The sequence below is a fragment of the Maribellus maritimus genome (assembly GCF_022267315.1).
In the GTDB taxonomy this organism is placed as follows: domain Bacteria; phylum Bacteroidota; class Bacteroidia; order Bacteroidales; family Prolixibacteraceae; genus Draconibacterium; species Draconibacterium maritimum.
The window spans coordinates 18,773-33,548 of sequence record NZ_JAIKLE010000052.1 but is presented as its reverse complement, the minus strand read 5'-3'; the positions used below and the strand labels follow the sequence as shown (position 1 = coordinate 33,548).

10 protein-coding genes are annotated in these 14,776 nt (G+C 36.5%); 8 read left to right on the top strand and 2 right to left on the bottom strand.

The window, feature by feature from the left end; translation table 11 throughout:
* Together K5G00_RS30270 and K5G00_RS26590 are read right to left on the bottom strand one after the other, a co-directional pair.
* A partial coding sequence (locus tag K5G00_RS30270; RefSeq protein WP_394800880.1) for a transposase occupies positions 1 to 164 on the bottom strand: 164 nt, incomplete at its 3' end.
* A 174-nt stretch (positions 165 to 338) separates the two neighbouring features.
* Entirely contained in the window at positions 339 to 1,193 is an 855-nt protein-coding gene (locus tag K5G00_RS26590; RefSeq protein ID WP_238769528.1) for an ArdC family protein, read from the bottom strand.
* Between the two features lie 542 nt (positions 1,194 to 1,735).
* Here K5G00_RS26590 and K5G00_RS26585 point away from each other — a divergent pair.
* From K5G00_RS26585 to K5G00_RS26550, 8 genes are all read left to right on the top strand, one after another.
* Entirely contained in the window at positions 1,736 to 2,341 is a 606-nt protein-coding gene (locus K5G00_RS26585) for an RNA polymerase sigma-70 factor (RefSeq protein ID WP_238769527.1), read from the top strand.
* A 220-nt stretch (positions 2,342 to 2,561) separates the two neighbouring features.
* The gene (locus K5G00_RS26580; RefSeq protein ID WP_238769526.1) at positions 2,562 to 3,611 is read left to right on the top strand and encodes a FecR family protein; all 1,050 of its coding nucleotides are present in this window, start codon (positions 2,562 to 2,564) and stop codon (positions 3,609 to 3,611) included.
* Between the two features lie 158 nt (positions 3,612 to 3,769).
* Positions 3,770 to 7,042: a TonB-dependent receptor gene (locus tag K5G00_RS26575; RefSeq protein ID WP_238769525.1), complete on the top strand. Its 3,273-nt coding sequence runs from the start codon at positions 3,770 to 3,772 to the stop codon at positions 7,040 to 7,042.
* Positions 7,043 to 7,053: 11 nt separating this feature from the next.
* Positions 7,054 to 8,517: a RagB/SusD family nutrient uptake outer membrane protein gene (locus tag K5G00_RS26570; protein ID WP_238769524.1), complete on the top strand. Its 1,464-nt coding sequence runs from the start codon at positions 7,054 to 7,056 to the stop codon at positions 8,515 to 8,517.
* 100 nt (positions 8,518 to 8,617) lie between these two features.
* Positions 8,618 to 9,634 carry a DUF6807 domain-containing protein gene (locus tag K5G00_RS26565; protein ID WP_238769523.1) on the top strand — a complete coding sequence of 339 codons (1,017 nt, stop codon included), beginning with the start codon at positions 8,618 to 8,620 and terminating at the stop codon, positions 9,632 to 9,634.
* 42 nt (positions 9,635 to 9,676) lie between these two features.
* Complete coding sequence (locus K5G00_RS26560) at positions 9,677 to 11,053, top strand: Gfo/Idh/MocA family protein (RefSeq protein ID WP_238769522.1); 1,377 nt, start codon at positions 9,677 to 9,679, stop codon at positions 11,051 to 11,053.
* Between the two features lie 103 nt (positions 11,054 to 11,156).
* Positions 11,157 to 12,977, top strand: a complete 1,821-nt coding sequence (locus K5G00_RS26555; protein ID WP_238769521.1) for a sulfatase-like hydrolase/transferase — start codon at positions 11,157 to 11,159, stop codon at positions 12,975 to 12,977.
* Positions 12,978 to 13,004: 27 nt separating this feature from the next.
* Complete coding sequence (locus tag K5G00_RS26550) at positions 13,005 to 14,564, top strand: sulfatase-like hydrolase/transferase (protein WP_238769520.1); 1,560 nt, start codon at positions 13,005 to 13,007, stop codon at positions 14,562 to 14,564.
* The last annotated feature ends 212 nt before the right edge of the window (positions 14,565 to 14,776 follow it).

The following is a 14,776-nucleotide window of genomic DNA, read 5'->3' as shown; positions in this document are numbered from 1 at the left end:
TGAATGTGGTCTATTTGAATATTCATCTCAATTAATTCACATGATTTCCATTCTAAATGCATCGGAATATCTTTTAAAAGTTGTTCCTTAACAAGACCTTCTAGAATTCGATATCGGTACTTTGGTGTCCAAACAATATGATAAGGTACACCAATATATAACATGGCTTAGTTTTTTGAAATTACTCATTTCTCTAAGTTAATAATTTTAGATGCAAAGCCATTTAAACATTACCACCACCAAAGGAGGTGGTTTTAAAGATTATAATAAAATCATTTGATACAATAAGACATGTGATAATATCAGAATAACCTATTGGTCTTCATATAATATTTTATTTAAGGTGTTTTTTGATGCTCCAGAATATAGTCAACAGCCCGTTGAGCTAATCCGGAAGCTTGAACAATAAATTTTTTATCACTTTTAAGCTTTTTGAGCCAGCCTTGAATATAAGCTGCACTATTATCGATAATAGCATTCTCGATACCGCACATCCCACAAAGGTAAGCAGCTCCCATTTCTGCGACTAGTTCCTCCATGCTATAATCTTTACTTGCAAAATTCAGATTAGAAAACCTTTCGTGACGATTTAAGCGTTTGAGGTTGCCTGTCGAATGAACTAGCTCATGGAAAATCGTGGAATAAAATTCTTCATCCTGGAAAAAAGTTCTTTCTCCCGGCATGTGAACTTCATCCAGCGAGGGAATATAACATGCTTTGTTCTTGTTCAGTTTTATTACCGGTGAATCAGACCAGAATTCAATAATCTGTTCACAGGAAGCAATAGGATCAAATTCATGATCGTAAGATTCGTTGTCAGGGATTTTATTTGGAGCAATCCCTTCCACATCATCAATATGAAACACCCGGTAATAACGAAGCATCAGAATCTCTTTGGCTTCATCATCTTTTTCGTATTCTACCATTTTCCAGAATATAACCATGAAAGAGGACGAACCTTTTTTGATTTTGCCTCCAAGCTCCTGAACTTGTTTGAAAGTGAGAAAATAAGGACGTTCGAAACCAAAGCTAAGCAGGTACCAGAAATTAAATCCTCGGTAAGGCTTTTTAGAGACTAAATTCCGAGGAATAGAATTGGCAGTTTTCCAAGGCATATGCCATGGTACTACACCTGCCTCCAGGCGTTCAACAATCAGGTTAGTAACTGTTTCATAAATATCAAATCTATTCATTGAATCCACCCATGCCTTTGGGATTTATTTGGGCTACTGGCACGCCATTAAATTTTGGTGCATGTCATTGAGTCGGATGGATTCTTGTCAAGGGGCTATGTCAGTTTTACGAAGTGTGTGAAGTTAAACTGAACAGCTCCGAAGGACGGCTGGCATTTTAAAAAGGAAATTTCAGCCACCCTTAACTTTTCCGGACGGCGAAGTAACTTTGACAGGATTTAAGGGGAATGCTGTAATCTATGAAATTTGTAGAAACAAAAGTTGCTGCAATGAAATTGTTGGGTTTTAACCATTAACCGGAAAATAAAACTGATTAGCATTCTCGATATGATAGAATTACCGATGTAACAGCCGCGCATACAAAGTTGAGGAAACCTCCATGTCAACTTCAGTTAAACCTGATTTAAGGGGGCGTTTTGAAACAGAAAATTAAATGCCCATAAACAAGGTGTTACAGAAAATAAGATTTGAAATCCCGACTTTTGTCGGATAATAGTGATAAAAAATTATAATTTTGTTTGCCACCTTAAATCTGCCTATACTTGGGAAGACAAACAAAATATGATGAAAACCAGCTGACAGAAAGAATAAAATCCGATGACGTTGATGCATTTAAAAAACTATATGATTTGTATTGTCAGCAACTTCTTAAGTTCATATCGCAGTATCTTAAAGAGACGACTGAAGCTGAGGAGATAATTCAGGATGTTTTTTTGAGCGTTTGGGAAAACCGTAAAAATCTGCAAATTGATAAATCAGTGAAAAGTTATCTTTTTCGGATAGCAGTTAATAAAGTCTATAATCATTTAAAAAGGAAAGTAGTTGAGCGTAAATTTCAATATTATCTTATACATAATGATATAAATTCTGAGAACGATATTGAAGATAAAATTTATTTTAAAGAACTCAAAGAAACAATTGACCAAATTATTTCCCAACTCCCTGATAAACAGCGTAAAATCTTCCAACTTAGTAGATTAGACGGAACACCACATTCTGAAATTGCTAAAAAATTTAATATTTCTATTCGAACAGTTGAGAATCAGATTTACCGGGCTGGTAAGTTTATTAAAAGTAAATTGAGCGGAGATATACTTATTCTTTTTTTAATCGTTAACTTGTCTGCTGACTACAGACAATCATCGTAACTATTTTTTAGTTACTCTCATAGTTATCCTTTTAGTTAGGTAGGTCAATTTATTAGGCATCTGGTAAAAGCTATAAATTATTTTGCATTTCTTGTGAGTAGTTCGCCCGGGGTTGTTGTACTACTTATATACATACAAATGAATTATGACCTTTCAGGAGTTTAAGAATTTAGTAGACAAAATAGAATCTGGTCAATATAGATTATCTGACTTAAGAAAATTGGATGAGCAATTAAGAGACAGAGAACAGGTAAAAGAATGGATGGATGGAGAACTAAATACGTTAATTAGTACCTACTCCCGTAATCTTAACTATGAAGTATTATATGAAAAAATAAGAGGCAAAATACACGTTGAAAGCAGAATTGATTCACATCAAAAAATAGTTCCCTTAAAAAAATTATTACAAGTTGCGGCAGTGTTGATCATTGTATTTCTGTTTGGCGGACTGGCTTCATTTTTAGTTTTCAGGCAGACACTCAAAAAAGAACAAATAAAACAACAGTATTGTGAAGTAGTAGCCCCTTATGGCGCAAGATCTGAGGTTGTTTTACCCGATAGTTCAAAGGTGTGGCTAAACGCAGGTAGTAAATTGCGCTATTCAACTGATTTTAATGTTACTAATCGTAACCTTTCTCTAACCGGTGAAGGTTTCTTTGATGTTAGAAAGAATAAGGAACTTCCATTTATTGTAAATGCATTGGACCTGAAAATAACTGCATTAGGGACTCAATTCAATGTAAAAGCATACAAAGATGATGAAGTGATTGAAACCACTCTGATTGAAGGAAAGGTTAAATTGGAAAGTGAGGCAAATGCATATAAATTTTCTGAAAATATTTATTTACTCCCAAATCAAAAGGCCGTTTTGGTAAAAAAAAGAAGTAAAGTGGAAGTGGAATATATTCCTGATAATGAATCTGATAGCAGAAAAGAATTTGAAATGGCTGCTTCAGCCAAATTGATAATACAGGAAAAAATAGATCCTATACCAGATATCGCGTGGAAGAATAATAAATTGGTTTTTAATGCAAAAAAGCTTTCAGAAATACTGATAGAGCTTGAACGGAAATTTAATGTAAAGTTTCAATGTAAATCTGATAAGATTCAAAATTACAAATTTACAGGAACACTCGATGATGAAACATTACAGCAAGTGTTGGATGCGATTAAATTATCAGCTCCTTTTGATTACAGTATCGATGGGAATGTGGTAACACTTATGGTGAATAGTGAAAGAATGAACGAATACGAAAAACAACTACAATAAACATAATCAAATTTCTAACTAAAACTGATGCTTATGCAATAAAACAAAAAGGGAAACAAATTTGCAGGTCTGTTTCCCTATTAAATGATTCAACTTTGATAATGCCAGTCTATCAAAACTTATGGCATTAAATATCAAATCTTTAACAAATCAAATTTATGAAAAAAAAATTAATTAACCGTGCTTTGCCCGCTCAGGTAAGGCTGAAAAAGTTTTTATTAATTATGAGACTAACAATCCTTTTGTGTTTCACCATTATAACTAGTTTAAATGCTTCTGTTTATTCTCAGGATGCAAAACTGGGATTGGAGTTAAAAGGCAAAACAATCAGCGATGCTTTTGAGTTTATTGAGAGCAACAGCAATTTCAGGTTCTTTTATAATGCTGATTTTAAGGATATAAACAGAAAGATTGAATTCTCAACAAAAGATGCTGACATAGAATCAATGCTGAATGGACTATTTGCTGATTCGAATATTTCGTATGAAATAGTTGGTGGTAACCTGATCGTACTAAAAGTAAACTCTCAACAGGCAAACTTATCTGTTTCGGGTAAGGTAGTAGATAAAAATGGGATGGCTCTTCCAGGAGTAACGATCGTGGTAAAAGGTACTACACAAGGAACCGTGACCAATGCAGATGGAGTGTATTCAATTTCAAACGTACCCAAAGATGCTATTTTGTTATTCTCCTTTGTTGGAATGAAAATGCAGGAGATTAAGGTAGGAAACCAAACAACAATTAATATCACAATGGAGGCAAATGCCATTGGTATTGAAGAAGTAGTAGCAATTGGCTATGGTACAATGAAAAAAAGTGACCTGACCGGTTCTATAGGAAGTATTGGTAGCGATGAAATTTCAACAAGACCGGTAATGTCATTCGACCAAAGCTTACAGGGAAGAGTTGCCGGTGTTAATGTCTCTCAATTAAATAGTGAACCAGGTCAAACATCTACTGTCAGAATCAGGGGAGGGAATTCATTGTCAGCCAGTAATAACCCTTTATGGGTTGTTGATGGTTATCCGGTTGAAAACCTGAGTATGTTTAATCCCAGTGATATAGAATCAATGGAAATATTAAAAGATGCTTCAGCAACTGCAATATATGGTTCAAGAGGTGCCAACGGAGTTATTATTGTAACCACCAAAAGAGGCCAAACAGGAAAACCTTCTATAGAATTTAATTCTTATGTTGGATTCAGTAGTGCGGTAAACATGCCCGAACTGGCAGATTGTGATTTATACCTTGATGTTTACGAAGAAGTACTTGGAAATTCTGCTTCAATAGAAGAGCCATGGAGGTCTGCAAACACAGATTGGCTTAAACTGGCATATGGTGGAACAGGCATTACGCAAAATTATCAGCTTTCTGTAAGAGGTGGGACTGAACGAGCTCAATATGCAATTGGAGGCAGTTACTTAGAACAAACCGGGACAACCCCAAATATTGGTTTTAACAGAAGTACTTTTAGTTTAAGGCATGACAGCGAAATTACTTCAAAACTTAAAATTGGAAGTTCTACTATTTTATCCCGGACTTCTAATTACGGAAAAAGGCCTCAAAACCATATTATTGAGGCATTGCCAACAATGCTTAATAAGGACGAAAATGGTGATTATGTTCCCGTGGAAGATTATCCATATGTTTATGCTGAATCACATGTTGCCAATTATCTGCAAACTGTTGAAGAAGAAACAAATGATGTTACCAGATACCGGGTACTTAGCAACATGTTTGTAAATTGGGAAATTATTAAAGGATTAGTTTTTAGAACTTCTTGGGGCATTGACTATTATAATGAAAATAGTGAAAGCTATACACCCTCCTATTTAACTGACAATGATCTTTCTCAAGGTAACATAAATCACCAGGAAACGATAGACTGGTTAAATGAAAACACTTTGACATTCGATAAAAATGTTAATGAAATTCATGAATTTAATGCGGTAGTTGGATTTACCCAGCAAAGCAATATGTTAAAGGAAAGGGATATGCAAGGTGAAAACTTTTTAAATGATGCTCTTGGTATTGAGGGAATTAGTGCTGCAGAAGTTCAATATATTACCACAGGCAGGCAAAGATGGGACTTACTGTCAGGTATAGCACGTGTAAATTATAGATTAAAACAAAAATATCTATTCACTGCAGCTATTAGGGCTGACGGTTGTTCCAAATTTGGAGAAAACAATAAATGGGGTTATTTCCCTTCCGGTGCATTTGCATGGAGAGCTAGTGAAGAGAATTTTATTAAAAATATCAATGTATTTAGTAATCTGAAATTTAGATTAAGCTATGGTATGACTGGTAACCAGGGAATAAGTCCATACCAGTCCCTATCGAAAATTAGTACTTCTGTAACTTTTCTTAATGACACTGAAGTTATTGCAGCTTACCCATCATCTCCTCCATATAAAGATCTTCGTTGGGAAAAAACGGCTCAAACTGATATCGGGATAGATATGGCCTTTTTCGATTCAAAATTGGACTTTACTGCTGATTATTATATCAAAAAGACATCCGATCTGTTAATTGATGTTCCCTTGCCCTTAACAGCAGGAGGAGAGAAATTTCTTACCCAAAATTTGGGGGATCTCGAAAACAAAGGATTTGAATTTGGTATTAATACTCATTTGAATATTAATAAACTGAGATGGGATATTGGCTTGGTATTTTCAGCCAATAAAAATACGGTAACAAATATTGAAGGTAGAGACGATTATTGGGTTCAGGGAGTTTCGCAGATGGGAGACTTTCTGAAAATTGAAGAGGGAGAGCCGGTTGGAAATATCTGGGGATATCAAACTGATGGTATATATCAAACAAATGATGATTTTTCAATTGCAGATAGCGAACCTGGAAATATCAAATTTATAGATCAAAACGGTGATAAAGAAATAACTGCAGATGACAGAGTTATTCTGGGGAATGCCATGCCTGATTTTATAGCAGGGCTAAATATGGATTTCTTTTACCAAAATTTTGAGTTGAATTTGTCGTTCAATTCTGCTGTCGGAAATGATTTGGTTAATGTTAACTGGGCAAAATGGGAAACACCTAACCCATCAGCAAACTTCCTTGCCGAGGCAGGACGAGAAAGATGGAGAGAAGATGCTCCAAGCAACAAATATCCAAAATCGGCTTCAGGCTATAATCAGGGACAAAAGGTTTCTGACAGGATAGTGGAAGACGCTTCTTTTCTACGTTTACAAAATCTCAGGTTTGCATACAGGTTCCCCGTAAAAAGCATATCCTGGCTACAAAATGTCACTCTATATGTGAATGGACAAAATCTATTCTGTATTACCAATTACAGGGGTTTCGATCCTGAAGTCAGTACAACCGGAAGTGATGTGTTAAGTTTGGGTGGAGACTATAATGCCTACCCCACAACTCGCACTTATACTATTGGACTTAATGTTAAATTTTAATTCGTAGAATCATGAAAAAAACAATATATATTTTCTTCGTATTATTAATATTTTCAGCTTGTGAGGATAGACTTACAGAAAACGTATATAGCTTCTATGATCCATCAACTTATTTAATATCTGCAGAAACAGGTTACTCGCTGGTTGATGGGATAACGATGGACTGGAACGGAAGTAAAATGTTTAGAAAAGATCTCCCTTATATCTATTGGGGCATGACTGCAGATCATTATCTCGGGAGAGATTTTGGACACAGCTCAAGAGAACCTCTTTTTCTTTACACTTTTGACGCTGACAACAAAGTTATAGAACAGGCATATGCCGGTTTTTACCAATCAATATACAGAGCTAACTCTGTAATTGATGCAGTTCCATATGCTACTTATGATGAAGTAATTAAAGAGTATCAGATTGCCGAAGCCCACTTTTACAGAGGATTCAGCTACTTCCATCTTGTGAGATTATTTGGGGGTGTACCAATACTAACCTCTACTGACGATGTTAGTAGAGTAGAAGAAATATCTCGTGCATCTGTTTCAGAAGTATATGATTTGATAATTGAAGATTTTAAGTTTGCCAGAGATTATTTACCTTCAAAAAGTGAGCAGAATGCCGGCAGGCCATTCAATAATACAGCGAGTGCATATCTTGCAGAAGTATATGCTACTTTAAGCGGACCCGAAACCAGAATCGGCGGTGGCAACAATAAATGGGCTGATTGCATAACCGAAGCCAAAAATGCAATAGCGGGAATGACGCAGGAGCCCGAATTTAAAGATATCTTCACCATAGAAAATCAAAACTCAGGTGAGTTGTTATTTAGCTTTCAGTTTCTTAATCAGGATGGAAAAGATAATTTGAGTAATTGGTGGATAAATATCAAAAAAAACCGGCAGAATAAATTAAGCTTTTCAAAAGACTTTCTGGATAATTTTGAAACAGGTGATCAAAGGATATTTTATACAATAAGGACTAGCTTTGATGGTAATAATTTCAATCCTCTAAGTGACGTTGATGCAGATTCATGCGCAGTGGCAAAAGTCTGGTACGATAATGACAAACAAGAAGAAACAAGTGATTGTAATGTAATTGTCAAACGACTTTCAGGTGTTAAACTTCTGCTTGCTGAGGCAATTAATGAATCAAACAACGGCCCAAATCTAGAAGCTTATGCTGCCATCAATGAAATTCGCAGCCGGGCAGGGCTCGAACCTTTATCTGATTTGACTTATGAAGAATTCAAGGACGCTGTAAGAAAAGAAAGAAGAATTGAATTGGCCTGTGAATATTCAACTTACATGGACCTAAAAAGGTGGGGAGTATTAATCGAAACTATAAATACAGCTCGGAAACAAGATTCACAATATCCTGATTTTAAAGAAGTTGATGATTACAGGGTACTTCTTCCTATTCCTCAATCGGAAATTAACAGAAACAAAGCGATTAATCAGGAAGATCAAAATACTGGGTATTAGCTTTATTTACTATTTAGCACAAAATACTGGTAAATAAAACCATCTGAATAGTCTTAAAAATTTCAAGATTAAGGAATTAAAAACTACATAAATCTTACTTATGAAGATTTTGAAATTATCATTAGTTGGAGTTTTTTTATCCATTGGTATGGTATTCGCTGCCAAACCGAAGAAAGTGGAATTTAAAAACCAACCACAGAATAAAAAGATTGAGGTGTACATAGGAGGTAAATTTTTTACCTCCTACATCTATCCCGACGACATGAAAAAACAAACACTTTATCCTATTTATTCAGCTTCGGGAAAAATTATTACCCGTGGATATCCCCGGAATCCCCGGCCATATGAACGTGCCGACCATCCCCATCATGTGGGTTTGTGGTTTAATTTTGGGAACGTTAATGGTCTGGACTTTTGGAACAATTCGTTTGCTGCTAAACCAAAGAAAAAAAAGAAGTATGGTTCTATCAAATTCAAGAAAATTGTTTCTGAAAATCAAAAAAAAGGAAAATTGGTCACGCTTGCCGACTGGGTTGACAACGAGGGAAATGTATTGCTGAATGAAGAAACAACTTATCTTTTTAGTGGAAAAGGAAATTTACGAACCATTGAACGTATCACGAAACTCAAAGCTGTAAAAAAAGTCACATTTAATCAATCGAAGGAAGGAATAATAGGGATGAGACTTGACCGCGCCTTTGAAGGACCTTCGGAGAAACCCGAAATATTTTTAGATGCCAGTGGAAACATTACAGAAGTACCGGTAATAAATAATGAAATGGCAAGTGGAGTTTATTATAATGCTGATGGGGTTTCAGGTAACGATGTATGGGGAAAACGAAGCCCATGGGTTGCATTACGAGCCAATAAAGATGGCGAAGTTATTTCCATTGTTCTTATGGATAACAAGCAGAATATAAACTACCCGGCGTGGTCACATGCCCGAGGTTACGGATTATTTGCCGCCAATAATCTGGGAGGACAAAAATTCGACAAAGATGCAGATTTGGTAGAAGTAGTTCTGGAAGCTGGCGAACAGATTGTTTTTAAACACAAGATTATAATTGGCGGCGACCTCACTGATGATGAGATTAATGCAATGGCCAATAAATTCTAAAACATATTAAACAAACATTGACAATAAAAAAAGAAATACAAAATGGCAAAAAGACGTGATTTTATTAAGAAAAGTGCGATAGGTGCTGCTGGTATAGCCATTGGAGGCATGGGATTCAGTGCAAAGTCGTATGCTTCAATTATCGGTGCCAACGACCGTATTACAATGGCCGTTATTGGGATCAGGGGAAGAGGAACATCACATATTGAGGCATGGTGCAAGCTGAAAGATAGCCACAATGTTCGGCTAAAAACACTTTGCGATGTAGATGAACAATTTTGGGGGCCGCGGGCAAAACTGGTTGTTGATAATGGAGGAGAAAAGCCCATAACAGAATGGGATATGCACAAAGTACTGGCCGATCCGGACATAGACGCGGTATCGTTTGCAACGCCAAACCACTGGCACGCATTGGGCACAGTCTTGGCCTGCCAGGCAGGGAAACATGTTTATGTTGAAAAACCGGCTTCCCACAATGTATGGGAAGGAAGGAAAATGATTGAAGCAGCCCGCAAATATAACAGACGTGTCCAGGTAGGATTTCAAAACCGTTCGAAAGCCAAGGTAATGGAGGCCATTCAGTTTCTCCACGACGGGGGTATCGGCAAAGTTTACATGGCCCGTGGACTGTGTATCAAACCGAGAGATTCATTTGGAATTACGAAAGACGGAGCTCCTCCATCCTCTTTACATTACGACCGATGGCTGGGGCCCGCAACATGGCGGCCGTACAACGAAAAGAAAGGGCATTACAACTGGCACTGGTTCTGGGATACCGGAAACGGCGATACCGGAAACCAGGGGCCACACCAATTCGATATAGCTCGTTGGGGGCTTAACAAAAATGAACACCCGGTTTCTATCTATTCCTCAGGTGGCTTTTACGGAGTTCATCCGGAAGAATGCGCTCAGGAAACCCCGAATACCCAAAATTCTATATTTAAATACAAAGACGGTACAATGCTTGAATTTGAAACACGTGGCAGATATTCTAACGAAGAATCGAACCTTGGTATTCGAATTGGAAACATTTTTTACGGAACAGAGGGATGGCTTGAAATTGACGGTGGGAAATGGAATGCTTACCGGGAGAGGGAAAAAGAACCGTTTGCAGGCTCAAAAACCAAAGCGGAAAGCAATAAAGACATTTCCCTTACCGGTCCAAGCAACACTGCCCATTTTTCAAATTTTATTGATGCTATCCGTTCAGGAAAGAACGAAGATCTGCATTGCGACATCAATGAAGGATTCTTTTCTACCGTATTGCCTTTAACAGCAAATATTTCCTATCGGCTTCAACGTGAACTAAAATTTATGGGATCAAATATGGACCAGGAAAAAATTGTCGATGATGATGCAGCAAATGCATTACTTACAAGGGCTTACCGTCTGCCGTATGTCGTCCCTAACGTGGTCTGAAAAAGATAACCCCCGACCACATATTAGAATGAATTGGTTTTCGATGCAAGATTGGAGGGGGTATAATTGTAACCAGATAGTTTTATCTTTTAATAATTTAACAATGCATAAACGGATAATAAATAGTAAGTTTTTGTTACTCCTGGTAATGATTTTATCAGGTCTGTTCTGTAGCTCTTCAGAAAATAAAAATAAACCCAATATTTTGTTGATAGTAATAGAAGATGCTTCTTGCCACATTAGTTGTTATGGTGAAAAAGCAATTCAAACACCTAACATTGATGCTTTGGCTGCTGAAGGTGTTCGTTTTGAAAATGCTTTTGTAACTGCTCCGGTTTGCTCTCCCTCACGTTCGGCATTGGTTACTGGCATGTATCAAAATACCATTGATGCACATAACCATCGCAGCCAGAGAAGTAAAGGAAAAGGGACAGATTTAGCGTATGTTGAAAGCTTTATTTTACCTGCTGAAATTCCATTGGCGAGCAAACTTTTTGAGGATGAAGGCTATTTTGTAACAAACGAAAATATAAACGGCAAATCGGGAAAAGAAGATTACAACTTTGATAATAAAATTATCTATTCTGGTAAAAGTTGGAAAGACTGCCCAAAAGGAAAACCATTCTTTACTCAAATTCAGTTAAAGGGAGGAAAGAACAGAAAAACAAGGGCGAATACAGAAAACTTTAAATTGCCTCCATACTATTTTGAAGATAGTATCATGCGCAATGATTGGAAGGAATATCTTGGTTCGTGGCTTGACACTGATAAGGATGTAAAACAAATTGTTGTCGATCTGAAAGCAGCAGGAGTATTTGAAAATACACTTATTTTTTTGTTGACAGATCACGGGATTTCTCACTTGCGAGGTAAACAATTCCTTTATGATGAAGGAATTAAAGTACCGCTAATTGTAAAATTTCCAAATGGCAAGTTTAAAGGAACTGTTCGCAATGATATTGTAAAACACATCGATTTATTGCCCAGTTCGCTGGCTTTTGCAGGTCTTCAAATTCCTGAAAACATTCAGGGCAAAAATATTTTTGCTGAGAATTATCAAAAGCAGGAATACATTTTTTCCAGCCGCGACCGTTGTGATGAAACAACGGATATCATCCGGGCAGTTCGAACAGAGAAGTACAAATATATTCGCAATTTTCTAAGTTACCGACCTCATGCACAACGCAATCAGTACAAAGATCAGAAAGAGATAAGTATACACACAAGGGAACTATTTGCGTTAAATAAATTAAATGAATTACAAGCACAGTTTTATAACCCGACACGACCAACAGAAGAATTATATGATTTGGAAAAAGACCCTTTTGAAATTCACAATCTGGCCTTTGATCCTGCTTATCAAGCTGAATTAAAAAAGCTAAGATTGGTACTTTACAATTGGATGACACAAATCAATGATCCCGGGCTAATTCCTGAACCTTATCTGGAGGAACTGGGAGAAAAATATGGCAACAAATTTACGGCCATGAAACAGCGTGAGTTCAAGAATATAAATCCCCGTTTGATCAGAATTATAGAGGCTGGGGAAAAACAAAATACCCCGGTTTTACTTGCAGCTTTAAATTCAAAAGAGCCTGCTGAGCGATATTGGGCTGCCACATGGCTGGGAGTTAACAAAATTACCTCAGCAAAAAGGCAACTGGAAGCTTTAATAAAAGATACAGAACCCAGTGTGCGTATTGCTGCAAATCTGGCACTATTTAAAGTCGAACCTGATTTTTATCCTATTCCTGCTTTAGGCCGGGAGTTAAAGAATAAGAACAAAATTGTTGGAATGTATGCTATGAGCGCCATTGAACAAACAGGGATTTTAAACGATGACGTCAGAAAAATAGCAAGTGAAGCTTCACAAGACAGTTATGAATTTACAATGCGTTATGGAAAATATTTGTTGAATAAGTAGAATAATGAGGATAATAATTTAAACTAAATGAAAAAACTAAAAATTTGCTACGGTAAAATTGTATATGGCATTAGCTATAGAAGGGTTTCTTTTTTAGTAAGAAACTTAATTGCACTATTTTTACTGGTAAACGTCTCCTCATTTGCAAATGCCAACTCAAAGAGGAAACCCAATATCCTTTATATTTTCACGGATGACCAGTCTATACGAACATTAAGCTGTTATCCTGAAGCACACCCCTGGATCAGAACACCAAACATTGATAAACTTGCGGAGAAAGGAGTGCGTTTTAGCACGTGTTATACCGGTGCCAAATGTGTGCCTTCAAGGGGAAACGCCTTAACAGGAATGTTACAGCATAATTATGATAAATCTACAACCTACTGGCCTGTTGAGTTTAGGAAACAAGGGTATTATACCGGTATGATTGGAAAGTGGCACTGGAACGTACCCCGCCACAAAGAAACCTGGGATTGGTCGGCTGTGTATGAACATTATTTGCCTGGCAACAGTCACAATTATTATTGGGACCAAAGCTTAAGAATTAATGGCGATACATTATTAAAGCTTGAAAAATACAGTACAGACGCATATACCGATATGACTTTAGAATTTCTAAAAGAAAGAGCACAGGAAAAAGACAAACCTTGGTATTTTTGGCTGTGTTATGGCGGTGTTCATGGTCCTCATACCCCTGCGGACAGGCATATTGGTTCTTATGAAAATACTCCTGAAGTTAAAAACCCAAAAGATATTTTTGCTCCACGTCCTGATAAGCCAGAACATATGGTGAATCTGGAAACATTCAAAAAAGATCCTGTTACCGGAAAACCAATGAAAAAAAACAGGACACTTGATAGTTGGGTGAAACAATACAACGAGGCAGTCAGGTCTATTGATGAAGGAATTGGAAAGATAATGACAACATTGGAAGAAACCGGTCAACTTGAAAACACAATTGTTGTTTTTTCTTCTGACCAGGGGTATGCATGGGGACAACATGGCTACAATCTCAAAATTGCACCTTATGACGCCAACTTACTTGCACCTTTAATTTTTGTAAGACCAAATGATTTTCCTCAAAATAAGGTATGCAACATTCCGGTAAACGGAACCGATATAATTGCAACTTTCCATTCTTTGTGTAATATTCAACCTTCACAAAAATTAGATGGCAGGGATTTAACAGAATTAATTTACAAGCCTAAAGCTGATTCCTGGAATAATGAGTCGATGGTTCAATTATACACTGGTTTGATATACGGAAATGACACCATTAAAAGCGAACTGGAAAAAGCTCATAAAACTGATGACTGGTCAAAGTTTATCGTGCATAGAAATACAGGGACAAAAGCATGGATGATGTTACAAACAGGTAAGTACAAATATGTACGATACATCTATAAAGATTATATCGAAGAGTTGTATGATTTGGAAAATGATCCTGAAGAATTGACAAACCTTGCTGTTAAACTGGAATACAAAGTGAGATTAAGAAAAATGAGGGAACAACTGCTGAAAGAATTTAGAGCTAAAAACTGCCGCTTTCTGGACTTACTGCCGGAACCGGTTGAAAAAAATATGTGATTACTTATAAATTAATGCCTACGGTGAAATGATTTAGAACTTAAAAATATAAAACAGAAACGAATAAACATTGCGAATATTACTCATATTAAATACATTGAAATAAAGACACGAGCAGTAAAAAATATTAGTCATAGGGTGAAAAATACGAATAAAAAATTGAAAGACCCATCAAAAGTTGTGAAGTATTCATCTTCTTGCAATAATATCAC